Origin of the sequence: Bradyrhizobium sp. WSM2254, assembly GCF_000472645.1 — a bacterium.
GTDB classification, from domain to species: Bacteria; Pseudomonadota; Alphaproteobacteria; order Rhizobiales; family Xanthobacteraceae; genus Bradyrhizobium; species Bradyrhizobium niftali.
Genome location: NZ_AXAB01000039.1, coordinates 65911 through 90273 on the forward strand (window position 1 = coordinate 65911; position 24363 = coordinate 90273).

General features: G+C 58.4%; 14 protein-coding genes, 3 pseudogenes and 1 other annotated feature. Of the genes and pseudogenes, 4 read left to right on the forward strand and 13 right to left on the reverse strand.

The features are described 5' to 3' along the window. Positions 1–944: 944 nt before the first annotated feature. Complete coding sequence (locus A3M7_RS0126975) at positions 945–1796, reverse strand: class II aldolase/adducin family protein (RefSeq protein WP_245284331.1); 852 nt, start codon at positions 1794–1796, stop codon at positions 945–947. Between the two features lie 333 nt (positions 1797–2129). On the opposite strand from A3M7_RS0126975, the pseudogene A3M7_RS0126980 reads away from it, so the two are divergent. Further along, positions 2130–2384 (forward strand): annotated as a pseudogene (locus tag A3M7_RS0126980) (transposase); the annotation flags it as partial. 393 nt (positions 2385–2777) lie between these two features. Here A3M7_RS0126980 and A3M7_RS49885 read toward each other — a convergent pair. From A3M7_RS49885 to A3M7_RS0127010, 5 genes are all read right to left on the reverse strand, one after another. Continuing rightward, positions 2778–3035 (reverse strand): hypothetical protein, encoded by a 258-nt coding sequence (locus tag A3M7_RS49885; protein WP_027546716.1) that lies wholly within the window; start codon positions 3033–3035, stop codon positions 2778–2780. Between the two features lie 386 nt (positions 3036–3421). Further along, positions 3422–4279, reverse strand: coding sequence for a MaoC/PaaZ C-terminal domain-containing protein (locus A3M7_RS0126995; protein WP_027546718.1), 858 nt, complete (start codon positions 4277–4279; stop codon positions 3422–3424). Positions 4280–4495: 216 nt separating this feature from the next. Continuing rightward, on the reverse strand, positions 4496–6706 hold the full coding sequence (locus A3M7_RS0127000) for an acetate--CoA ligase family protein (protein ID WP_027546719.1): 2211 nt from the start codon (positions 6704–6706) through the stop codon (positions 4496–4498). A gap of 255 nt (positions 6707–6961) precedes the next feature. Beyond that, on the reverse strand, positions 6962–8125 hold the full coding sequence (locus tag A3M7_RS0127005; protein WP_027546720.1) for an acyl-CoA dehydrogenase family protein: 1164 nt from the start codon (positions 8123–8125) through the stop codon (positions 6962–6964). 93 nt (positions 8126–8218) lie between these two features. Then, positions 8219–9418 (reverse strand): acyl-CoA dehydrogenase family protein, encoded by a 1200-nt coding sequence (locus tag A3M7_RS0127010; RefSeq protein ID WP_027546721.1) that lies wholly within the window; start codon positions 9416–9418, stop codon positions 8219–8221. A 1032-nt stretch (positions 9419–10450) separates the two neighbouring features. Here A3M7_RS0127010 and A3M7_RS0127015 point away from each other — a divergent pair. Next, positions 10451–11560 carry a M14 family metallopeptidase gene (locus A3M7_RS0127015; protein WP_027546722.1) on the forward strand — a complete coding sequence of 370 codons (1110 nt, stop codon included), beginning with the start codon at positions 10451–10453 and terminating at the stop codon, positions 11558–11560. Between the two features lie 837 nt (positions 11561–12397). On the opposite strand, the pseudogene A3M7_RS0127025 reads toward A3M7_RS0127015, so the two are convergent. The 3 genes and pseudogenes from A3M7_RS0127025 to A3M7_RS45020 all read right to left on the reverse strand — a co-directional run. Continuing rightward, a pseudogene (locus tag A3M7_RS0127025) lies at positions 12398–12700 on the reverse strand (integrase core domain-containing protein); the annotation flags it as partial. Positions 12701–12737: 37 nt separating this feature from the next. Further along, on the reverse strand, positions 12738–13913 hold the full coding sequence (locus A3M7_RS0127030) for an IS30 family transposase (protein ID WP_027546725.1): 1176 nt from the start codon (positions 13911–13913) through the stop codon (positions 12738–12740). Between the two features lie 244 nt (positions 13914–14157). Beyond that, a pseudogene (locus tag A3M7_RS45020) lies at positions 14158–15092 on the reverse strand (IS3 family transposase); the annotation flags it as partial. Continuing rightward, positions 14692–14808 (reverse strand) — a sequence feature (AL1L pseudoknot). (Overlaps the previous pseudogene by 117 nt.) 523 nt (positions 15093–15615) lie before the next feature. Between A3M7_RS45020 and A3M7_RS0127045 the strand changes: the two are divergent. Then, positions 15616–17046 (forward strand): aldehyde dehydrogenase family protein, encoded by a 1431-nt coding sequence (locus A3M7_RS0127045; protein ID WP_027546727.1) that lies wholly within the window; start codon positions 15616–15618, stop codon positions 17044–17046. A 526-nt stretch (positions 17047–17572) separates the two neighbouring features. On the opposite strand, the gene A3M7_RS0127050 is transcribed toward A3M7_RS0127045, so the two are convergent. From A3M7_RS0127050 to A3M7_RS0127060, 3 genes are all read right to left on the reverse strand, one after another. Beyond that, a complete protein-coding gene (locus A3M7_RS0127050) occupies positions 17573–19120 on the reverse strand; it encodes a UxaA family hydrolase (RefSeq protein ID WP_027546728.1) in 1548 nt (515 codons plus the stop codon). A 701-nt stretch (positions 19121–19821) separates the two neighbouring features. Continuing rightward, entirely contained in the window at positions 19822–20916 is a 1095-nt protein-coding gene (locus A3M7_RS0127055; RefSeq protein WP_084302549.1) for an amidohydrolase, read from the reverse strand. Positions 20917–21081: 165 nt separating this feature from the next. Continuing rightward, positions 21082–21636 (reverse strand): hypothetical protein, encoded by a 555-nt coding sequence (locus A3M7_RS0127060; RefSeq protein WP_245284332.1) that lies wholly within the window; start codon positions 21634–21636, stop codon positions 21082–21084. A 991-nt stretch (positions 21637–22627) separates the two neighbouring features. Between A3M7_RS0127060 and A3M7_RS0127065 the strand changes: the two genes are divergently transcribed. Beyond that, a complete protein-coding gene (locus tag A3M7_RS0127065) occupies positions 22628–23800 on the forward strand; it encodes a Xaa-Pro peptidase family protein (RefSeq protein WP_027546731.1) in 1173 nt (390 codons plus the stop codon). Positions 23801–24108: 308 nt separating this feature from the next. Here the strand turns inward: A3M7_RS0127065 and A3M7_RS45025 are convergent. Then, positions 24109–24363, reverse strand: a 255-nt coding sequence (locus A3M7_RS45025) for a transposase domain-containing protein (protein WP_156936975.1), incomplete at its 5' end; no start/stop codon positions are given.

A 24363-nucleotide genomic window follows, 5' to 3' on the forward strand; every position in this document is an offset into this window, starting at 1 on the left:
GTGGCTTGAGCGCCCGATCCGGACAAGCGCCGCATTGCTCGAAAACGAGGTAATCGCGTGGCCCCAGCAACTGCGCGTCGCGCATCCTCAAATCGGCGCGATCCTATTCGAGTGCCGGCTTTTCCGTCAACGGCGCTGCCGGTCCGTCGGATCACGAATCTGCCTGTCTACGGCGCAGACAGCATTGCACGCATGACGGCAGCGTCCGTCTCCTTGCGACCTCATCCCAAGTTAGCAAACTTGTGTCACCCGATGCCGACAATTGCGCGTCGGCCGCGGTCCAGGCGGCTGTGGAGCTTGTGCGCGAAGGCGCACAACTGATCACGCGCCGAGGATTCATGACCCGATATCAACACCATGTCCCCGCGGGCCGTCGATGTACCCGTGCGCCTTTCCCTCTTGTTCTCATTCCATTGCTCGGACAGATGCTTCCGCGCAACAAAGCGATCGGTGTCATCACCGCACAAGCACTCTCGTTGACACCAGATATGTTAGAAGCGGCTGGGGTGCCGCAGGTCCGACCGTGTGATAGTAGCCAGCATAGAGAATGCGTCATTGTTTCGCCGCGGCTTTTCTTACCGCTAGCGGCGACCTCGACGTTGGCGCCGTCGAGAAGGAAACGGTTGACACCGCGGTCGCTCTCCTGAAAGCGCGGCCCGACATCGGGATGCTGCTCTTCGAATGTTCGGAGTTGCCGCCCTATGCGCCCGCGGTCCAACGAGCTACCGGCATTCCGGTCTTCGATTTTGCATCGATGGTTGAGTTTGTCATCGCGAAGTGCGTTGCGACCCACCGCAATTGCTTGATCTTAAGATTCGCTCGATCAGTTGGTGGCCCAACACGCTCTGACAGTTGGCCCGAGCACGCGAAGGCGGGGCAGATGAAGTGGTGGATCACGTGTTGCGTCATCTACCCTGACGGGAGGCCCGAGGAGTAATAGGTTATCAGGTCGCGTAATCCGGGCTGATGCGGTCGAGGCGGCGCTTTAGTGCCGTCCAAGGGCGCAGGCTCCTATTGTACCCTTCTTCATGAAACTGCTTCGCCGTGTGAGCGGCGACATTGTCGGAGGGTAGGGCGACCCTTTGTCCTCCTTGCGTGGCCGCGATCTGGATACGACAGGATTGCTCCAAAAGATACATGTTGAGGAAGGCTTCCGAGACGGTGCGTCCGACCGTGAGCAGGCCATGATGTTTCAGGATCATTACGTTCTTGTTACCCAAATCACGCACCAAACGTTCGCGCTCGCCAAGATCGATCGCAACACCCTCATAGTTGTGATAGGCAATACCCCCGTAGAAGCACATTGATTTTTGGTTCAATGGTAGTAGCCCCTGCTCCTGCGCGGCCACCGCCATGCCGGCCAGAGTGTGAGTGTGCATGACGCACTGAGCGTCGTCACGGCTCATGTGCAAGGCGGAATGGATGGTGAAGCCTGCGTTGTTAATTTTGGACTCATCCTCGCTCTGAATGGCCTGCCCCTCTGGGTCGACGACTACAAGGCTCGAAGCTGTAATTTCCTCGAACAGCATGCCATACGGATTCAAGAGAAAGCGATGCTCCTTGCCCGGCAGTCGCGCTGACAAGTGCGTTGAGATCAGATCGTCCATTCCGAAATGGGCAATGAGGCGATAGGCCGCGGCCAGATCACAACGGATGTCCCATTCCTCGGCAGCGTCATTACGCATATTCGCCTCTCCTTGAGAAAACAGCTCGACCACTTGTGAACCGTGGAACACTAGTGCGAACCCGGAGCCAAATTCACCGATGAATGTCATCGGGCTGCGGATATTCTGCATTTGATAGAGAAAATCGAAACTCTTCGCTCACCCCGGCGGTCGATAGGTGAGGTGCTCAGAGGCGTGTGCTTCCGAGAGCACAACCTGGCGGTCTTGGAGAAACAGCCCCACACCCCGAGGTCAGCATGGGTCAAAGGCGATAGCTTTACTTGGTTCCAAAAGTGTTGTCACTCGAGCACTCGGGGACTGCGACATTTGAGCGAGAGGCCACCGGGGGAGCGGGCCTTTTCGGCGCCAGGTGCGAATGTTGCTTCAGCAAAATTCGTGGCATTTGAGCTGCTGCCAGTTTGATGGACACCGAGATTAGGTATTTCATGAAGCCGGAGGTGAGCGTTGAAGAGACGAAAGTTCTGTCGCGAGTTCAAGGTCGAGGCGATCAAGCTTGTCAGGGAACGCGGGGTATCGGTGGCGCAAGCCAGCCGCGACCTGAACGTGCACGAGAACGTCTTGCGCAAGTGGGTCAAAGAGTTCGGCTCCGATCCGGCGCAGGCCTTTCCCGGTCATGGACAGATGAAGCCGGAGCGGCAGGAGATCGAGCGGTTGCGCCGTGAGGTCGCCAAGCTGAAGGCCGAGCGGGATATTCTAAAAAACTGTCCAGCGCCGTTGTGCGCCTGCGCGGGGTAGAAACAGCCCTGGGCTATCCTCTGTGGCCGGGAGGGTAGCGGCCTACCCACAATCGGATGGAGATTTGCATGTCCAAAAGGGCGAGCAGCGACCACCCGGAATTGAATCCGGTCAACGTCGGCGCCGCGGCCATCGACATTGGATCAAAAATGCGCATGGCAGCGGTCGACCCAGTCTGCACTGACGCGCCAGGTACGCGCGTTCGGCACCTTCACTTGGGACCTGCATGATCTGGCGAACTGGCTCAAAGCCTGCGGCGTGACCAGTGTCGCGATGGAATCCACCGGGGGTCCATTGGATTCCAGCGTACGAGATTCTCGAGCAGCGCGGGTTCGTGGTCATTCTGGTCAACGCGCGTTACGCCAAGAACGTGCCTGGGCGCAGGACAGATGTCAGCGATGCGGCATAGCTGCGCCAGCTCACATTCCTACGGTCTGTTACGAGGGAGCTTCCAAGCGCTTCTTGATTCCAGAGACTGTAATCGATCGGCGCGAACATCCCCACTTCGTGCATTGCCGGATAGGCCTCCGCCTCGATATAAGCAATGTCCCAATCGACGCGGCCAGCCTGGTGCATCGCCTTGACCTTGGGCTCGGCCAAATCGGCCACCCACATCTACGACCTTTTTCCAGTCGCCTTCGTGAAGGGCTCGTAGACAGATCGCCGAACACCTTCGGTAAAGGAGCCGCCATAGCTGAAGACGACGACTTCGCCGCTGCCGGCGAGCTTTTCCTGCGCCGAGACTCTGGTGGTTTTGGCAACAAACGGCAGGCCGACTAAGGTCGCCGACGACTGCAGTGCGACGGCTCGGGCCACTAACTCAATGGTTCCCGGACTCCCCTTTGGTCATGACAGTCCCCCTCGTTATGCAGAACTACATTGTTCGGCGTATGATACGCGTGAGCGTAGCCACCTGACCGGCGAAGAGCGCATAAGTCGGATCGAAGAAATTCTGCAGAATATGCGGCAAATGTCGCGAAATCATTCCGCGACGCGCGATGTCAGCGAAGCATTGTCATGCCGTTCTTGACAACTGTGACGCAGCGCTCCTTCACGCTCGCTTCGAACGAGATCACGTTGCCATCCCTCCACATCTCCAGCGTCACGGTCTCCCCGGGGTAGACTGGCGATGAAAAACGCGCCGCGTGCCGCCTGAAGGCGCTGGGATCATAATCGGCATAGGTCTGCAGAATGCCGCGGCAGGTGATTCCGTAGGTGCACATTCCGTGAAGGATCGGCTTTGGAAACCCAAATTGTTTGGCGGATTCCGGATCGGAATGCAGCGCGTGGCGGTCGCCGCAAAGCCGGTAGATCAGCCCTTGATCGGGGCGCGTGCGAATGTCGACGACCCGGTCCGGCATTCGGCTCGGCATTTGGTGTGGCTTGGGCTGGCCCTGGGACGGGCCGCCAAAACCGCCATCCCCTCGCGCAAAGTACGAAGTCACCAGGGTTGCCAGCGGTTCGCCGCGGCTGCCCTTCAACACCGTTTGGAAACGGATGACTGCCCCCTTGTGCTTGCCTTTGTCGTAGACGGCAATCACGGAAGAATCGGCCGTGATATGGGCGGCGGGCGGAAGTGTGCTGTGGAATGTGATATCGCGCTCGCCGTCCAAAGCAAGTGAGTTCAGATTGAACTCACCGGGTTCAGCGAAGCCGGCTGCGACTGAAGCAAACGTCGGCACGACCTTCAGTGGCCGCGTCGTCGCCGTAGCCTCGTTCACGAAAGCGAGCTCCTTCTCGTCCAGCGGATCAGCTCCCATGCCGATACCAAGAGCATAAAGGATCACATCGCGATCGCTATAGCTGCATCTCTGGCCGAGTTTCTTCATGGCCATCAGCTGCTCATAGTTGATTGCCATTGTGATTTTTCCTCACGCCAAGGCTTATAGCGGCTCGACTGCTTACGTGGTTGCGGAAGAACTAAGCAACGCTCGTTGTGTTGCCTAGATCTCTCTCTCCGGGGGCTAAAAAGGTCTCTCCACGCCACCTCTCTCCTCGAGCAGGAGGTAATATCGGTCTTTGCCGAACGCCTCTCTGATCGAACTGACCGCCGCAAACTGATCGCGGCTTGTCCGTCAAACTCCTTTGCGTTTCTTTTTAACGATGAGGCAGTCAACTGCGGTTAGCCCCGCGCCGTTAGCAGAAAGGATGACGGGATTGATGTCGATCTCGCCGATCTCGTTGGCAACGTCGGTGCAGAGCGTGCTAAACTTGACAATGCAATCGGCCAAGCCGTCCAAGTCTGTCTTTGCGCGGCCCCGCGCACCACGTAGAACGCTTGCGCCGCGTAGCCGCCCGATCGCAGATTGCACATCGGCGGCATCGAAGGGCGGCAGCAGCACCTGCACATCCTTTAGTGCCTCCACCCAGATTCCACCCAATCCGAAGGCAATGACGGGCCCAAATTGCGGATCGAAAGTCGCGCCAAGCATGATTTCCGGCCCTGATTTGGCCATTTCTTGCACGACGACTCCGGCGATTTTCGCTTCGGGGCGGTGCGACCGGACCGAAGCCATGATTTGCTCGAACGCCTCCGCTGCCTTCTCCGCTGACGGAATATTCAAGATGACGCCGCCCACGTCCGTCTTGTGCACAATCTCGGCGGACTCGACTTTCATCACTACCGGAAAATTAAGAGTTTGCGCGATGCGCGCCGCCTCATCCGCCCCCGTCGCCAGCGCTTCGCGCGTGATGGGAAGTCCGTAAAGCGCGAGCAGACGCTTGCCCTCACGCTCCGTCAAGACGTCACCTTTGGCCTCGCGGATGATGCGCACCGCCTCAGAATAGTAGGCGCTGCGTCGACCCCACTGACTCGACAGGCGGTTGCTGGGCTTGCGGTTGCGAAGGAACTCGGCATAACCAATGAGGGCGGAGAGTGCCTTCAGCCCGGGGGCCATCCCTTGCAGAAACGGCATGCCGTCGAAATCGGCCTTGGGCTCGACCATCGGATATTTTGGGTCGAGAGCAGTATAGAAATGGCCGCCTGCAAGGCTCATCACGGAGAAGACCACCTCCGGGGCCGCCGCCGCGGCTCGCGCTAGCGCTTGCCCAAGGGCCGAGCGCATATCCAGGTACGAAGGGAAGCTACGACCCCAGACGACTACGTCATAAGCCCCGCAGGTGGCGAGCGCGCTTAGCGACTCATCGATAATGCGCGTATCGTAATCGCCTTGCGCGGTGAGATCGAGTGGGTTGCTCAAGTTCCCGAATTCAGGAAAGACTTCTTTCAGGCGCGCCTTCACCGGCGCGGGCAGCGGCGGGAATTCGATGCCGCACGAGTCGGCGAAGTCAGACAGCATACTGACAGCGGTCCCAGAAAAAGACGCGAATGCTACACGCCGACCATGGGGCCTCTTGGTCGAGGACAGCGCAGCCGCGGTCTCGATCAGGTCATCAACAGTGTCGACCCGAATAACACCTAACTTCTTCAGCGCGGCATCGATTGCCACGTCCGAGCCCACCAGCGAGCCGGTATGGGCCAAGGCCGCCTGGCGTGCGCTCTCGGAGCGACCGACCTTGATCATCACGATCGGCTTGCCCTTGTCGGCGGCGTGCTCGCAGGCTTTGATAAACTCAAGCGGCCGCTTGATCTGCTCGCAATAGCAAGTGATGACGCGGGTTTCCTCCTCTTCGACAAAGTAATCGATGAAATCCGCCACATCAATGCAGGCTTCGTTGCCGACGGTAACGACGCGCCCGATGCCGATTTGGCGGGCCAGGAGAGGCACAATCAGGCTAAAGACAAGAGTGCCGCTCTGCAGGATGGCACTGATTCCTCCCGCTTTCATGCTGTGAAAATCCAATGGAACCGCCATCAGCCGGTTGGCCGCGTTCATGAATCCGAAGCAGTTCGGACCGACGACTGGGATGCCCGTCCGTTCAGCCCATTCGGTGAGGGAGCGCTGCTTTGTCGCGCCCTCCCCAGCCTGCTCGGCGAAGCCGCTTGAGATAATCTGGACCGCGCGCACACCAGCGGCCGCACAATCATCGAGTACCGCAGGAATGGCCTTACTTGGAATGGCGATTATCGCGAGGCCAACCGGATGAGGTATCGCCGATAAGCTCGGAAAGCACGGCACGCCACCAATCTGATCGTATCGGGGGTTCACCGCAAAGACTTCGCCCGAGAAGCCCCATTTTTTGATATTCGTAAGGATGTCCGTTGCGAAACCTCCTTTCTGGGAAGCTCCTATGATTGCGACGGATTCCGGGCGAAAAAGACGACCGATCCTTTCGGTCGCTCCGCGCTGACCGCTCTCCTGCCGCAGCATACCATCGATTTGCATGTTCAATCTGTCCTCGCGTTCCCCGCCCTGTAGTTCCGCAATTCATGGAGCTCTCGTCGCCGCGTCATGCGGATCTGAGAAAAACTCCATCGCCAGTCTGGCTGACCACACGCGGCATTTTGGGCCGAGTGGCTCCGACGAATCGGCTTATGCCGAAAGGCTGCGCCTGACTAGTAAAATGCGGCGCTTTCATACGCTAGCGAGCTGCCGCTCGTTCACAGTCGCCGATACAGTTAGGCGATGACGCAGTTGGTTTCATGGCTGCATCCTTTGCTCGCCGAAGAGCCCTCCGAGTGAGGCGAGGCGCTGAAGATGGTGGTCGGAATCGCCGAACAAGGTGTCGATCATGGTCACATGCTTGAAATAATGACCTATGCTGTATTCCATGGTCATACCGATGCCGCCGTGGAGCTGGATCGCCTGACGTCCAAGCGCTTTCGACGACTGGCCGATTTGCGCCTTCGCGGCCGACATGGCTCGCTCACGTTCGGTCGCATCACTCTCTCCCGCCATCATGGTGGCATACATCGCCATGGAGCGCGACTGCTCCAGCTCAACGAACATGTCCACTGCACGGTGCTGAAGCACCTGGAAGGAGCCGATTGTGGTGCCGAACTGCTTGCGCGTCTTCAGATAGTTGAGCGTGGTGGCGTGCATTTCAACGAAGCAGCCGACGGCTTCGGCGCACAAAGCTGCAACCGCCTCGTCCGCAACTTGCGAAATGATCGGAAAAGCGCCGGCAGGATCGCCGATCACATCAGTCTCCTCAACGCGCACATTCTCGAGCGTACACTCGGCCGCGCGCAGCCCATCCTGTGTTAGATAGCCACGACGCGCGAGGCCCGGCACATCGCCGTCGATCAAGAAAAGGCCGATCCCTTCCTTTTCGCGCTCGCCTCCCGCCGTTCGCGCCGATACTATGATTTTATCCGCCACATCGCCGTGGAGGACGAGACCCTTGGTTCCGTTCAGGACCCATCCCTCGCCTTCCTTCTTCGCCTGGGTTTCAACATCGAAGAGATCGTAGCGTGACTGCGGCTCGGCATAGGCGAACGCGAGCCTTGTATGACCTTCGGCAATACCAGGGATGAGATTGGCCTTCTGCGCTTCGTTCGCGCCGCGCCGCAGGACGCCCCCCGCCAGTACTACCGTTGCGAAATACGGCTCGAGGATCAGCGCCTTGCCGAAGGCCTCCATGACAATCATCGTCTCGACTGCACCACCTCCGAGCCCTCCATATGCCTCGGGAAACGGCAGCCCCAAAAGCCCGAGCTCGGCGTAGCGCGCCCACATCCCTTCGCTGAATCCCAGCTTCTCCGTCCGGTACTTGCGGCGATCGTCAAAGCCGTACCGGTCGCGCATCAGGCGCTCGACACCATTTTTTAGGAGCCGCTGCTCCTCGGAAAGATCAAGATCCACTACAAAACCCTCCTGAAGCGGGGCCGTATGGTTGCCCCTCAAGCCCTTTCGCAATAGCCCATTGAACGCCTGCCGGGCCCGGTCCGCCAAGCATCAGAGGCCAAGGACGACCTTGGCAATGATGTTCTTTTGGATCTCGTCCGAGCCGCTATAGATGGGCACCTTACGCCCGTTGAAATAGGCAGGCGCAATCGGGCCAGCCCAATCGGGACCGATCGGCGGCTCGCGGCGCTGGAAATCTTCCTCCGATTGATAGGGCAGCGCGTACGGGCCGACCACATCCATCAGAAGCTCGGCTGTCGCCTGTTGAACGTCCGAGCCCTTGATCTTGAGGATCGAGCTCGCCGGGTCTTGCGTACCCTTCTCGAGTTTCGATTGGTTGGACACCACGCGAAGCTGCGTCATCTCGAGCGCCTTCAGCTGAACCTCTACTGCGGCGACTTTCCTGCGGAAATCGGCCCGGTCGATCAACCACTCACCACCGACGCGGGTACGCGCGGCGAGTTCCTTAATGCGCCGGACAGACTCCCTGGAAAGGCCAACACGAGCAATCGTGACGCGACCGTTCCCGAGAACGAACTTGGCGTAGTCCCAACCGCGATTTTCCTCGCCAACCCGATTTTCGACAGGAACCCGCACGTCATCGAAGAAAACTTCACAGACTTCCGGATAGCCATCGAACAACTGGATCGGCCGGACAGTCACACCCGGAGACGTGAGGTCGATTAGGAGAAATGAGATGCCCCGCTGTTTCTTCGCATCAGGATCAGTCCTGACCAGGCAGAAGATCCAGTTGGAATATTGCGCCAATGACGTCCAGATTTTTTGACCGTTGACGACATAGTGGTCACCTTCGCGCACAGCGCGGGTTTTGAGCGAGGCGAGATCGGAGCCAGCCCCAGGTTCAGAGAACCCTTCGCACCACCAGTCGTCGCAACGTGCAATGCGCGGCAGAAAATATTTCTTTTGCTGCTCATTGCCAAAGGTATAGATAACCGGACCAACCAAATTAATGCCGCTACCCGCCGGTTCCGGCGCCGGCGTCTCGCTTACTTCCTCATTAAAAATGTAGTGCTGGACCGGCGTCCAGCCGGTACCGCCGTACTCGACTGGCCAGTGCGGCACGGCCCACCCCTGCTGCGCCAAGATACGCGTCCAGCGCACCTTATCGTCCTTGCTGGGATGCCTCCCCGCAATCAACTTCTCACGAATGTCGTCCGGGATTGCGGAGCGGCAGAATGCCCTGACCTCGTCGCGGAAGGCAAGCTCGTCAGCGGTAAAATTCAGATCCATCGTTGCTTCCTACTGGCGCAATACAGCGCACCGATCCTCACGGGCAATAATAATCGGGTGGCATGAAGCTAAAACTCCCTAATGCGGGGATCATGAGCCAAAAAGATGCGCCAGACTAGTAAGATGCGCAGAATAAGTGCGCCATCGACTGCATTGTCACGGTCACCGGTATTATCTCGGAGCGTGAGTTGTGCCGTGATTTTCTTGAGGACTGGTGTTGCGGAACGCAGCGTGTAGTTGCTAGCGGCCGAATAGATCCCTCATTGTTGCAATGCCAACCAAAGCTGCTATCAATGCGATCAAGTGGACGCACGCCCTCCTAGTAGTCTGGCGTGAATTCTGGGGGATATTCGAGACGACGTCCTCTATCCCTTTACGGCCCAGCGAGGATCCGCCGACCGCAGAATGGCCGCGCGTTATGCTGAGACAGGCCGCTTGGCATTGCGGGGCGAGCGTCAACCTTGAGTTCACACATATGCGCCCAACCTAGACCAGGGCTTCGCCGGAACTGCCTAGGCTTCGTTGCATTCACACGAATTCGTCGGCGAGATTCTGCAGAGACGACGTAGGATGCTATCCTCCTCGCCTTCATCATAGCTCCGGCATGAGCATCTTACGATCCGGGAGGGTGCCCCGACGCGATATCTGCGCGACTAACCCTGCGAGGCATCGACAAGGACGCCGACATTATGAAATCAGGTCCAAAGCGACAAAATTGTTCTTTGCACCTTGGCGCCGAGCCTACGATTCATCCGTTCTGCTGAACTCGATGGGCCTCACGCCGCCACCCTTGGACCGGTATGCTCAACTTCAGGAGCTCGAGCACGGCTCTACCGGGCGCCCACTTGGCTAGATAGAATCAAGCAATGCGGAGATTGCGCTGGCATTCATCGGATCGACCATCTCGAACGCCGAAAAACTGCGAACTCGGACGGGTAAGACTGGGCGCCGATCTGGCGATAGGAAGCTGGACTACGATTGGGGTTTACTGCGAATTCAATTCGTAGTTCTTGAATCACGACTGGAACGCTGATGAACGACTCCATTGTTGAAGCATCGAATAAGCACTTCGCATCGAATTATTTCGAAGCTCGTCAGAGGTTTCGTGAGTACGTTGCTAAGACTGCAGCTAGCGATTCAGCTGTCTATACATCGCCGGCTCGTGGCCCTGATGGAGAAGAACTCTCGACGGATGTCGCCTGGTTTGGCGATCGCCGGGCCTCAAGAGTGGGGGTTCTAATATCGGCCACGCACGGCGCCGAAGGATATTGTGGATCCGCAGCACAGTTGGACTGGTTGGCCGAGCGTGGATACGAAAAGCTGAAATCCGATGAGGCCATGTTGCTAATCCATGCCATCAATCCATACGGGTTCGCATGGGATCGGCGCGTTACGCAAGAAGGTTGCGACCTCAACAGAAACTTCATAGATTTCACGGCTCCGCTTCCTCAAAACGAGGGATATGACGCCCTCGCGGATAGTCTGGTGCCAAGTGCTTTGGATGGACCTGTTTTCGCGGCTGCCGAGGCAACGATCGAAAAATATCGGGCAACATACGGTGAAATCGCCTACCGGAAGGCACGGACCAGCGGTCAGTATCGACATCCGACAGGAATGTTCTTTGGCGGCTTCGGGCCTACCGTAGCTCGCCAAACACTCGAACGGATCGTGTCGGACTACAGTATCGCATCCCGTCGGCTTGTCTTGATCGTAGACTATCACACAGGTCTCGGACCGTATGGCTATGGTGAGCTGCAATGCGAGCAGGCATCGGGCATGAGTGGATATCAGCGGGCTCGTGACATATTCGGCCATTCGGTCACTTCACCAGATCTCGGCACTTCATCGGCCTTAGTACTCAATGGCACGCAAGACGACTACTGGCAGCGGCTCCTCGGTGATCGCCACGTTTACGTTTGCTTAGAGTTCGGAACTTACCCTCCGGAGGCAGCCAGGCCATTGTTGCGCGCCGATCACTGGCTCTACGCTTACGCTCAAGCTCAGATTGGAAGCGACTTTGGGCGTGACATTCGTCGGCGCGTGAAGCAGCACTACTATCCTGACAGAGCCGATTGGAAGGAGATGGTGCTGTATCGTAGCCGCCAGGTTCATCGGCAGTTGATGGATAGTATGCGAGGGTAAAGGCATTGCCAATCCTTGTCGTAGGCGTGTCTTAGGCGCGGTTAAGGCTCAGATTTTCTTGATCGCGATTCCTAAAGCCATGCTTCCGTGTGGTCGCGAAGGATTGGACCCGCCCTTTGAGGTCGGCAAATGACAAGAACCGCGCCGCTTTTGTCATTGCGGCAATGACGAAGCCTGATGGGATCGCAACCGGGGCTGACAAGCGCGGTCGTGACCACATCGGATCGTTCGAAAGCCTCGCTGACGTTGACGCCAAGTACGTTCTCCCTCTCTACAGTGTCATCGGACGTCGTACGCTTCCGGCGATCAGTTGATGGCGACAGAAGACATTCTCAAATCTATCGTTGAAGAGCATCATAGCGCATCGGCGCAGCGCGAACAGCAGATGCACCCGGGAGTATCGGCATATGGTAAGGCTCGATCGGTCGCGCTCCCTCCCGTTCCAATAGGCTGTGGGCATGCTGGCCGTCCGATGAACGACTCTCCCGTGCTCGGTGCGTCTGCAAGGAATGCTGCGACCCCGCGGCGTCACCAGTCTTTTCTTTGAATCCGGACATCGATAGCTCCAGCAGCATGCAGCCGCGGGAAGCCACGTGTCGCCATATAGAGCGCGCAATGGCGAGTCCGGACAGCCTTTCCCAATCTTCTTGACGTCGTTCACTACATCAGAAGATCTCGATTTGTGTCACGAGGACAGCGCGACGACGTAATTCCTTTCGGCGCGGAATAGCGCCTCTACGTCCCTGATGCGCCGTCGCGAACCTATTTTCCTTCTTGAGACCTCCACCTCGGCCTTGGTGAACCGCCCCGGGTTTGCCGGAGGCCATTTGGTTTAAGTTAAGCCGCCATGGCAGGTTGTTCCAGCATGGCGTAGTAGCGTTGCTCGGCTTCGGCCGGCGGGATGTTGCCGATGGGCTCCAGGAGCCTTCGGTTGTTGAACCAGTCGACCCATTCCAGCGTCGCGAACTCGACTGCCTCGAAGCTGCGCCATGGTCCACGCCGATGGATCACCTCGGCCTTGTAAAGGCCATTGATGGTTTCGGCGAGAGCATTGTCATAGGAATCTCCGACGCTGCCGACAGAAGGCTCCACGCCGGCTTCGGCCAGGCGCTCGGTGTATTTGATCGAAACGTATTGGGCGGATTCAAGCGGTCGTCGCAACACCAGTTATTTTCACTCATGATAGCAAGTCGTCAAGCGCCTCCGCGGGCGTTTTCCAACCCAGTGTCTTTCTCGGTCGGGCATTGAGGGCCGCTGCCACAGCGGATATCTCGTCGGCGCTGTGGATGCTCAGGTCTGTGCCTTTTGGGAAGTACTGCCGCAACAAACCGTTGGTGTTCTCGTTAGTGCCACGCTGCCAAGGGCTTTGCGGGTCGCAGAAGTAGACCTGGATACCCGCATCGATCTTGAGACGATCGTGCTGTGCCATTTCGGCTCCCTGATCCCAGGTTAGCGAGCGGCGCAGCTCTTCGGGCAAAGTGATAATGGTGCGCGTGATCGCGTCGCGCACGGCTTCGGCCCCATGTCCCGCGAGGGCGGGCCCGTTCTTCGCGCGCGGAGCTTCGCCATGCCGCGCCAACCGTGGAAGGTGCAAGAGCATCGTGAAGCGCGTCGTGCGCTCGACCAGCGTGCCGATTGCCGAGCTGCCAAGACCGAGGATAAGATCTCCCTCCCAATGTCCCGGCACGGCTCGATCGGCCGCTTCAGCGGGGCGCTCACTGATCATGATCTCTGGCGAGACAAAGCCCTTGCCCCGCCTGCGTACGCGCGCTCTTGGCGTCCGTAACACACGCCCTGTTCGCAAGCAGGCCGTCAGCTCGCGGCGTAGCGCCCCACGGCCCTGAACGAAGAGGGCTTGATAGATAGCTTCGTGGCTGATGCGCATCGTCTTGTCGTCCGGGAAGTCGATCGGCAAGCGTCGGGCAATCTGCTCAGGGCTCCAGGCTTTGGCCCATCGCCGATCCTTGCGCGGCCCATGCCGGCGGCCCTTCCACGGAACGGCGGGACCAGGAACGGGAGTGCCGCTCGGAGCCACGACGACACCGGCAAGTCGCTCTTCCACATAAGTGCGCAAGGTGGTGTTGAGCGCAAGCTTGGTCAGCTTCGGACGACAGGCCGATCGATCTGCATGCCACTGGGCAGTCGTCGCCCGGTATTCCAACCCGCCGCTGCGGGTGGCCGCATTGCGCCGCAGTTCACGGGAGATTGTCGAGGCAGCCCGCGCGAGGCGGCGCCCAATCTCCGGTATGGAATGGCCCTGCACCTTGAGGAGTGCGATCTCCTCGCGCTCTACCAATGAGAGGTACCGCCCAGAGAGCGGCTTCGCCGAAGATCTGAACATCGCTGGTGGCATGCCGCCCGCCTTTCGGAACCATCTGGTACCGACAGGTTGCGACACTCCTGCTTCGAGCGCAGCCTCTTCGCTGCTCAGCCCGCTGGCGATCGCCCGCCAGAATCTATTCTGTTCATCGCGCCCTGCAGCAGACGGCCGCCCTGGCGATGGCAATGGCGCTCGTCCTGATCGTGCCGATCGCCGCTTTCGAATGTTCACCGCAACCTCCAACCTCGGAGTGTTGCAACGACCGCTTGAATCCGCCTTGGCTGCCTCTGTCACTGTGGTGGACGAGCCCGCCGCGATGGACCGGTCGGCGATGGTGCAGAGCCTGCTCCAGCGCATCGAGCACGAAGCCGGCGTGCGCCGTGCGCGAGGCTCGCCAGCCCACGATCCTGCGGGCATAGGCGTCGATCACAAAGGCGACGTAGACAAAGCCGCTCCAGGTCGCGACATAGGTGAAGTCGGAGAGCCAAAGAACGTTCGGCCTTGGCGCCCTGAACTGGCGGTTGACGTGATCCAGCGGGCATGGCGCGGCCTTGTCGCTGATCGTGGTCTTGACGGGTTTGCCGCGGATGACCCCTTGCAAACCCATGTCCCGCATCAGTCGCGATACCGTGCAACGGGCAACATCGAAGCCTTCGCGCTTGAGCTGGCGCCAGACCTTGCGCACGCCGTAGACGGAGAAGTTTTGATCGAAGACGCGCCGAACCTCGATCTTCAGCGCGGCGTCCTGCCTGGCGCGGGCCGACAGCCTGGCCGGATCGCGCCGCTTGGCGACATGGGCGTGGTAGGTCGAGGGGGCGATCGGCAGGACCTTGCAGATCGGCTCGACCCCATGCGCCCCACGATGATCGTCGATGAAGGCGATCATGGCTTGGACCGGCGGTCGAGCTCCGCCATCGCAAAATAAGCGCTCGCCTTGCGCAGGATCTCGTTGGCTTGCCGAAGCTCGCGGTTCTCCCGTTCCAGGGCCTTCAGCTTCTCGGCCATCTCAGTCGGAACGCCGGCCCGCTGCCCGCTGTCGATCTCGGCCTTCTTGACCCAGTCATGCAGCGTCTGCGGTGTGCGGCCGATCTTGGCAGCAATCGATGTCACCGCCGCCCAGCGCGAAGGGTGCTCGCCGGCGTGATCCAGAACCATCCGAACCGCACGGTCCCGGACCTCAGCCGAAAACTTGTTCGTCGTCTTGTTCGTCATGGCTCCATCCTCTCAGGAGTTGGAGCCTCCGGCAAACCCGGGGCGGTTCATGGCGCCCGCGGCATTACGCACTTGAGGCAACCGCCGCTCCCCAGGACCAGCACCTTGTTGCCGCTCGAAGGACGTTGAACGGCATCAGGCTCCAGTTCGATGAAGAGAAACCTGCGCTTATTCCACTTTTGTGGAGAAAATACGCAAAAGGCGCGCGAGAATCACTGTCAAGCCGCGCAACAAAGAGGCTACAGGAACATCATTGGAATTGGTTCAGATCCGCCAAGAAGGTGAGACCCTTTGGATCGGACACGCGGGTCGTTGCGAGTAGCTCAGTCCGGAGACAACAGACTAAGCGTATTTCCCGCAAAGAGCTTGGGTCACGGCATGCACTAGGTGCTGAGCAAAATGGCGGGGCGTTTTCCTCCCTGACTTGGTCCCATCCAAAGAGAGTGGGTCTCCTTTTAGGAGGCACCATGCCCGGGCGGAGCTCAACTCAAAAACCACAACGCACGAACGTTGAGAGGATGACATGGTCAATCGAATGCGGTTCTACATAGATGGCGCTTGGATCGATCCCGCCGTTACGAAAACAACGCGTACCGTCAATCCAGCGACGGCAGAGGAAATGTACGAGGTTGCGCTGGGCTCGAAAGCTGACGTCGACAAGGCGGTCATGGCGGCTAGGCGGGCCTTTGAGAAGTTTTCTCAGACCACCCGTGGGGAGCGCATCATTCTGCTCGAAAACATCATCGAGATTTTCAAACGCCGCATGAAAGAGATCGGCGATTCAATCTCTGACGAGATGGGAGCTCCGCTTCGTATGGCGGAACAGAAGCAAGCCAAGTCTGGATTAAGCCATCTCGTTACCACGCTCGAAGTCCTCAAGAGTTACTCATTTGAGGAGCGAATTGGCAGCGCGATAGTGTTGCGCGAGCCGATCGGCGTGGTCGGGATGATCACACCCTGGAATTGGCCAATGAATCAGATTGCTTGCAAAGTGGGGCCAGCCCTCGCCGCTGGCTGTACTATGATCCTTAAGCCTTCGGAATTCACCCCAAGTTGTGCACTGATATTCACGGAGATCCTTCACGAGGCGGGCGTACCTAAAGGGGTATTCAACCTAGTTAATGGTCTTGGCCATGAGGTCGGCGCCGCCATGAGTGATCACCGAGATATTGACATGATCTCGTTTACTGGTTCGACCCGCGCCGGGATCGATGTTGCGATCCGCGCCGCTTCTACTGTCAAGCGTGTCAGCCAAGAGCTTGGAGGCAAGTCACCGTACATTATTCTCGATGATGCCGATCTTGATAAGGCTGTCAGCGGGTGCATCGCGAAAATCGTGCTCAACTCGGGGCAATCTTGCGATGCACCGTCGCGCCTCATCGTACCGCAATCCAGAATGGCGGAAGTGGCAGAGATCGCAAAAGCCGCCGCGGATAAGTTCAAGGTCGGCGATCCCCGAACCGAAGGGACTGATATCGGTCCAGTGGTACACCGCGGCCAATGGGACAAAATCCAAGCATTGATCCAGAAAGGCATAGATGAGGGAGCCAAGCTGGTCGCCGGCGGTTTAGGCCTGCCGAAAGGCATGGACAAGGGCTTTTACGTTCGTCCCACAATTTTCGCAGATGTCAAAAACGAAATGACAATTGCACGTGAGGAGATCTTCGGGCCGGTGCTTGCGATCATTGGCGCAAAGGACGAGATCGACGCGATCCAACTCGCCAACGATACGCCATATGGCCTCGCCGGTTACGTATTCGCAGGCTCACCTGAACGCGCGCGCAAGGTTGGTCACTTGATTCGAGCTGGCGCCATATATCTGCAGGGCGTATTGCTTGACTGCGACGCTCCCTTTGGCGGGTACAAGCAATCGGGTAACGGTCGCGAATGGGGTCGCTTCGGTCTTGAAGACTATTTAGAGGTAAAGTCCGTTGCTGGCTCTCTTGAGGGCTGAACTGCGAGGCTCAAAGCCCTTAAGAACGGTTCTGTCCTGATGCATTTGAGCGTTATCGATTGCAAGCTTTCGAGATCTGCTCTCTCGGAAGCTTGCAAGCTCATGATGGAGTTTTCTTTCCGCCGGTCACCTGCCCTCTAGAGTACAGCGCCTGCTGCGCTCCATCGCCAGCCACGAGCCCTCGCGGTGCGGTATCCTGGAAACTTCTTGATGTCCGAGAACTCAGCAGTTTAGCGGCCGGCTGCTGGGAAAGCGCGCCCGCCCAAGTACTGCGTCTTGGCCGTGGCGACCTGTGATACTGCATGTGCAAAGCGGGTAAATCAAAGCTTACTCAGTCGGATGTAGGTCTTGGGCAGCTCTTATGAAGGCAGCACAAGACCAATGTAGCGATTGCCCCTGGCTTAACAGCGGCCACCTAAGAACAGCCGTTGTCGATGTCTCGATCGCACAGGCTGGCATCTTCAAGCCCACTCACGATCTCTCCGAGCTAGAGCGGCCGCGGGATTTGACACCCCTTCTGCTATTATTAGCTCACGATCCCCATGTGCCACGGTACGAACTCATTGTCTCCCAGTCCCAGCAATTCGCTCTTAGTACGCTCGCCCGACGCCGCGCGCAGGATGTGTTTGAAGATCTCCTGACCCATTTCCTCGATCGTGCGCTCACCGTCGATGATGAGCCCACAGTTGATATCCATGTCTTCGGCAAGGCGTTCGTAGATGGGCGTGTTGGTCGCAAGTTTGAGCGTCGGCACCGGTTTAGAGCCAAACATTGAGCCCCGTCCAGTCGTAAAGCAAATGAGGTTGGCGCCACTCGCGATCTGTCCTGTAACCGCGACGGGGTCGTAGCCCGGCGAATCCATGAAGACAAACCCCGTGCGATCAATGGCCTCAGCGTATTCGTAGACCGCTTGAAGTGGGGTCGTGCCACCCTTCATCGCCGATCCAAGCGATTTCTCGAAGATATTCGCGAGCCCGCCTTGTTGATTGCCTGGGCTAACCACACCATTGAACTGGCCGTTGTGGCCGTGCGTATACCGCTCCCACCAAGCGAGGCGATCCAGCAGCTTCTGGCCGACTTCGGGTGTAATAGCACGGCGTGTGAGCAAGTATTCAACGCCGTGGATTTCAGGCGTTTCCGAGAGTATCGCTGTGCCGCCATGACGCACAAGCAAATCCATTGCTGCACCGAGCGCCGGATTAGCCGAGATACCGGAGAAGCCATCCGAGCCACCACATTCAAGGCCGATCTTCAGATGACTCGCGGGCACCTCGCGCCGTGCAATGTCGTTCGCCGCGGGCAGCATTTGCCTTATTGCGGCGATGCCAGCTTCAATTGTCGCGCGGGTGCCACCGACCTCCTGCATCACAAGAGAGTGCAGCGTCTCACCGGCTTGCAAACCTTGCGTCTCCAGGAGACCAGCGACTTGGTTGCGCTCGCAACCAAGTCCGACGACGAGCACGCCAGCCAAATTCGGGTGACGCGCGTAGCCGGCAAGCGTGCGCCGCAAGACGTCGAAGTGCTCGCTGGGCGACGACATGCCGCAGCCGCTCGTCTGTGCAAAGGCAACCACGCCGTCCACGTTCGGATAAGCAGCAAGCCGTTCGGGCGTGAACCATGCGGCGATGTGTTTGATGACGGTAGCGGAGCAATTAACCGACGCAAGAATGCCGATGAAGTTGCGGGTCGCGACGCGGCCGTCGGACCGCACGATTCCAGAAAAAGTGGCGCGCTCGGACTCAGGGATGTAGTTGACAGGCCGCACGTCGAGACCGAACCCAGGATCGCGCTCGAAATCGACCAACTCGACGTTATGGCTATGGACATGCTCGCCGGGTTCGATATCGCGCGCCGCGCGGCCGATGATAGCATTGCATTTGCGTATCGGCTCACCGCGCGCGATCCGCCGCGCGGCCACCTTATGGCCCGGGATGATCTCCTTAGGCAGCTCGACCGTCGTTTCACCGACGCGCACCCGCTGGCCCGCAGCGAGCGCTTCGCGTGCAATCAGCACATTATCCGTCTCATTGAGGCTCAGCAAGGGCCCGGCGAAGTTCATATTTGTGTGGAGCATGTCGTCGTGTTCCCTTTAGCCGCGCTCAGCTATCGCAGCGTTCAAAGCTTTGATGTTTCCTTGCTGCAACTAACAACAGACGTGCCAGTTACGAGTTCTCGCGAGTGCGCGCTGACCAATACGATCCTTGGCAGCCCCCAGCGAAACCAGCTGATTTGCCCTTCCGATCATGAGCATGAAACGATTCTACAATCTGGTGAAGCGCATTTCCAAGTTCTGGAATGCAACTTAACAACTCGGTTGGAAGAACCGCCCCGAACTGCCGAACGTTTCAAACGCTGTGTAGATATGCACCGTTAAGAGTATCGATGTCCTCGAAAATGGGTTCATAATTGCAGAAATTCTGCAAATGAGCGACGCTCTCTGGCAGTACCATGCATGATCGCAGTCGCGCGGCTCGATACGACTAAAATCGAAGATTACGCCAAGCGGTTCGTCGATGGGTGGCCCTGCTTGGCACCCGCAGACCGTATCGTGCGATTTTGCTGCAATCGGGTACGTTCCAACAACAAAGGATTGGCGTTGTGGAATGGCGCGAGCGAAATCACGGCGCGTCGCTCGCCCATCTCAATAGATGAGGCATCGGGCAAATCGGATAACGGCAATCGACCCAGAGTCCGCTAAGGAGTGGCGCTCTCAGTTGCAACAATTGTCTCTGATAACACGAGAGCAGTTCGCAAGTCAGGCCTGATAGGCGGCGGCTAAACTCCAAGGCGATAGAAGTCGCTGGCCGTTTTCGAGAACAGTGCCGTCTTCTCGTCCTCGGAATAAGGGGCTGCAATGCGCTTAAAGGCGTTGAAGAGGACCTGGAAGCTACACTGGCCTTTATCAGGCGGAAAATTGCTCTCGAACATCGCGCGCTCGGGGCCAAACGCTTCGATGCACGTATCGATGTAGGGCCGCCAAGCGGCAGCCAGCTGCTCTGATGTGGGCGGCGTTGGCCGCTGGTGGAAATCATAGCCAAGCAGTCGCATCCCCAGCCCGCCCAGCTTGACCACGACATTGGCGCATTCGGCGATCTCGGTGATCGAGGACTTCCAGACGGCAAAGACCTCCTCGCGGCGACCGGCATAGCTGCCAACGCCGATAGGGCCACCGCAATGATCGAGCACAATGTTGGTATCGGGAAAGGCTCGGGCAAGATCGGCGAGTTCACCGATCTGAGGATGAAAAAGCCAGGCATCAAAGCTGAGGTTAAGTGGCGCAAGGCAAGCAAAGCCCTTACGGAACTCCGGATCGCCTAGGAGTCTCTTAGGTCGCTTCGAATATTTGCCGACGTCTGAATCGGCATCCCAGGCGGAGGAATGGCGGATTCCACGAACGCGCCCGCCGCCTGCGGCGATTTCGGCTTCGAGGACGGGCTTCGCCCCATCACCCAGCAGAAGATTCACATGGCTGACGATACCGGCGCAGATCTGCGCCTTCCCATAGCCGCCGCTGGCGCTCATCGCAGCGACGCCGTTAGCGAATTCGACCTCACCTACGGGTCGAAACGCCTCCGGACCAGACGCTCGATACATCGACTGGCAATCGACATAGATCGTGGCGACTACATTATGGCCACTTGCAATGTCGGCGGCCGCCTCCTCGATCAGGTAGCGAGGCCGTCCGCAGTCCCAGAGATGATGATGCGGATCAATGATTCTACGCCCGGAATCTATAATGGCCTCGCTGTGGCCCGCTAGCCAGTCCTCGCGCGGCTCGGCATAGAGCCCACTGGCCGAGCGCTCCTCTTCACCTGGCCTGCGGCTTGGCAGTAAGCGTTTATTTGCTGCATCGACTATCGCGTCGTTCATTAGCATCCCAATCCGGGCTTCACGATTAAGCCCTCAACAGCAAGCCCCGGCGCTGATTGAATGATACTTCCTGCATGGGCCGATGGATGGTATGTAGCGGCACGGTCACAAAGTTGCGAAATATTAAGCATAGACCCGCGATGTACCCTGGGCATGTACGCCACCTCAGGCCACGGACGCCATCGTCATGCGGCAGAGGTCAGTGATGTAGTACACGGGCAACTTCGTCACACGACGGATCGAGGACGCGACCATAGAAAATCCCGCGCACTCGAACAAGATGACCGAGATCTCGGGATGCTTGTCGCGGAGACGCGCGATACAGGCGGCAACGTCTGCCTCGATCGCGGCGACGTCGATGGGTGGCGCTGGACGCTTCAGCTCGTCACGCCAGAACTTGCCACCTTCAATACCACCTATCACGACCCTCGCCCGCTCGGCCGGATCATTAACCCCGAGCAGATCTTCGCAGCAGTACGTCGAGTCGTAAGTCAACAGGGCGATCTTGGCGGGCGACGGCAGCTGACGAAGTAGCACCGGCAACAGGAGCAGGCTCGGCATTGCCACCGGCACATTCACCGACGCAGCCACCGCCGCTTGATGCCGAATAGAGAAACCGCAGGTGGAGCTTATAGCGACGGCTCCGCGTTCAACCAGACGTCGAGCAGCTGCGACAAACGCCATCTCAAGCGCAGGATCGCCGCGGACGACCTTCTCCACCCAAGCTCCCGCAACGGCTTCCGTGATGGTGGGAAATCGAAAGTTGAGGAATTCATGATGAAGCGTTGCTTCGGCGCCGGCGGCGTGGCGCCGGGCGGAACTCCTCGTTCGAGGGTCGAAATTCCGAGGGAGCGTGAGAGCGTGCATCGGATGAAGCGTAACTTTTTTTGGAGCCGAATCTTCCTAATTTGAGCCTACATAAGTTTGGAATTCTGCGTTTGATTGAGAAAAACGCAATAGTTCCTGCTCTTCTAAGGGCGCTCCGCCGCGCTGGTTGAACGGCTTCTGACTGGTTAGGCAATTTCGGCACGCCTGATCGACGCTGCAGCTCGGGTCGCAGATCAGTCTGCAAGCGACTTGCGCCGACTTCGCCATCCTGTTCCATCACACGCACGCAGCACGCAAATCCGGACAAGCTGCACAGAATTGTGGTAGCCCGATGTAGCGCTCGGTAGCCGGCAGATTCCTCTCTTTCGCACGGCGCTGCTCGTGGAGCGCAATGACCGTATATGGCGTTCGCTACAAGCGCAAAACCAACCATGCCGAGCATCTAGCGACTACATGGCGAAGGGCTCCCCCACACCGGGAAGACCACCGATTTCCGGGAAATGCATCAACTATCCGGGTGCTCGAAATGGGTGCGCGCACGACCCAAAGGGCTCCTAGGCGACTTACTCTCCCGCCCTGCAGCCTACGCACGCCCGCAGCCGCCGGCACTTTCGTCCCGGCAGCACCCGGTCGCCCCATTTCAATTCCAAGGAACGCGGACCCGTCTCGCACCGTACCCGTACTGCCCCCCGATCTAATCCTTTGGCCGCAGGAAAATGGGCGGATTTGCGCCTTAAGCGCAGAACTTCGACGAACGGAAGCTCATATCAACGAAATAAAGCTTTGAACGGGTGGCAATGTTTTTGGAAGTTTGCGACGATATTTTGTGAGATGATCATCCCGTCGCTCATGGTGACTCTCGACCAGCTGGAGTTAGGATAAAATGGAGATCAGCAAAGGTCCGCAGGCTTTCCCCCGATTGGAGTATCTGCGAAGGGTTGCAGCAGTGAAAGCAGAAATGGCACGACGCGGCGTTGATGCGCTTGTCGTGAACAACTCGCGCAACATCACTTACCTCAGCGGTTGCACGGCCCGGACAGGTATAACTCCACAAGCGCTGGTGGTTTCAATTGGAGACGAGGAACCGACGTTTATCATGCGCGGCCTTGATGCACCCGCAGCGATCCACCAATCGTTTCTGGATCGTGCGAGGGTGATCGGCTATCCTGAACATTTCATTGGCAATCCTGAGAAGGATGGTTTCGATCCGGTTATCGATTTCCTTCGTGAACTTGGCGTTGCAAACCGCGGCTTGGGGCTCGAGCTGGGCGACCTTTCGGCTCAGACGGCGGAGAAGTTCAGACGGCGAATGCCAAAAGCGAAGATCGTGGATTGCAGCAAAGCTGTAGCCTGGATCCGGACCATCAAGTCTGATCTTGAAATTGAGGTTATGCGAGAAGCTGCAGCCATCGCCGACGCTGGCATAATGCGTGCGGCAGAAGTCATTCGTCCTGGTGTGAGGGAGGCAGACGCCATGGCCGAAATCCTGGCGACGCTGGCGCGCGGCGCGAACGGCAAGCCAGGGACGGATTTGGCGAACGCGTTCTTCTGCTCCTCACCCCGCACGGGCACGTGTCATATTCGGTGGAGCGAGGACATCATTCGCGAGGGATCGCAGATCAATATTGAACTTGGCGGGGTTCGCCATGGCTACGTTGCAGCGATTATGCGCACCTTCTCGGTTGGTGCGGCGTCCGACCGTCTTCGCCGTGTACACGAGGCAGAGGTTGCTGGTTTGGAATCCGCGTTGAACGCGGTTCGGCCCGGCGCCACCTGCAGTGACGTCGCAAACGCCTTCTATCGAACGATTGAAAAGCAGGGTATCAAGAAGCACACCCGTTGTGGATACGCCATTGGAGTTGATTGGACTGAGCCGACCGCAAGCCTTCAAGATGGCGACATGACAGAGCTAAAGCCGAACATGACCTTCCATCTCATGCTAGGCAACTGGATCGAGGAAGATTTTGGTTATGCCCTCAGCGAGACGTTCCGCGTTACCGGGTCCGGAGCCGAATCACTAACCCTAGCGCCACGCAAGCTGTTCGAGCTTAGCTAATATGTTCAGCACATTCGGGCCTCAGCAGCGGAGCTTCATTGTCCTTCGAGAGCGGGCTCTATAATCTATGCATTCCGTCAGGCCGGTGTTCGCGGCGTGATCAGATGGCACCGAATGCGAACATCGGTACGATCGCCAGAGAGACCGGGAGCGCAAAAAGCGGCCTCGCACAAATCTGCGTCCGACACCACTTTGTTCAAGTCCTTCCGCCCGACGCGCATCAATGCATTCGGACAGGAACATCAGCTCGCGCGCGCCGAGTAGTAGGGTGAGCAGCGTAAGCATCCGGTGAAGGCCGTAGCGGTCACTCAGGCTGCCTGATCGACTTGCTTGTTTCGGTCGCGCCAATTCCACGGAAGCAGTTCGTCGAGCCGGTGAACCGGGTGCTCGGCAATGCGCGCCAGAAGGTCGGCGAGCCAGGCTTGCGGATCGATATCGTTCATCTTGGCGGTGACGATCAGGCTGTACATCACCGCGGCCCGCTCGCCGCCACGATCAGAGCCGCAGAACAACCAGGATTTTCTCCCCAGGGCGATACCGCGCACGCCGCGCTCGGCGGCATT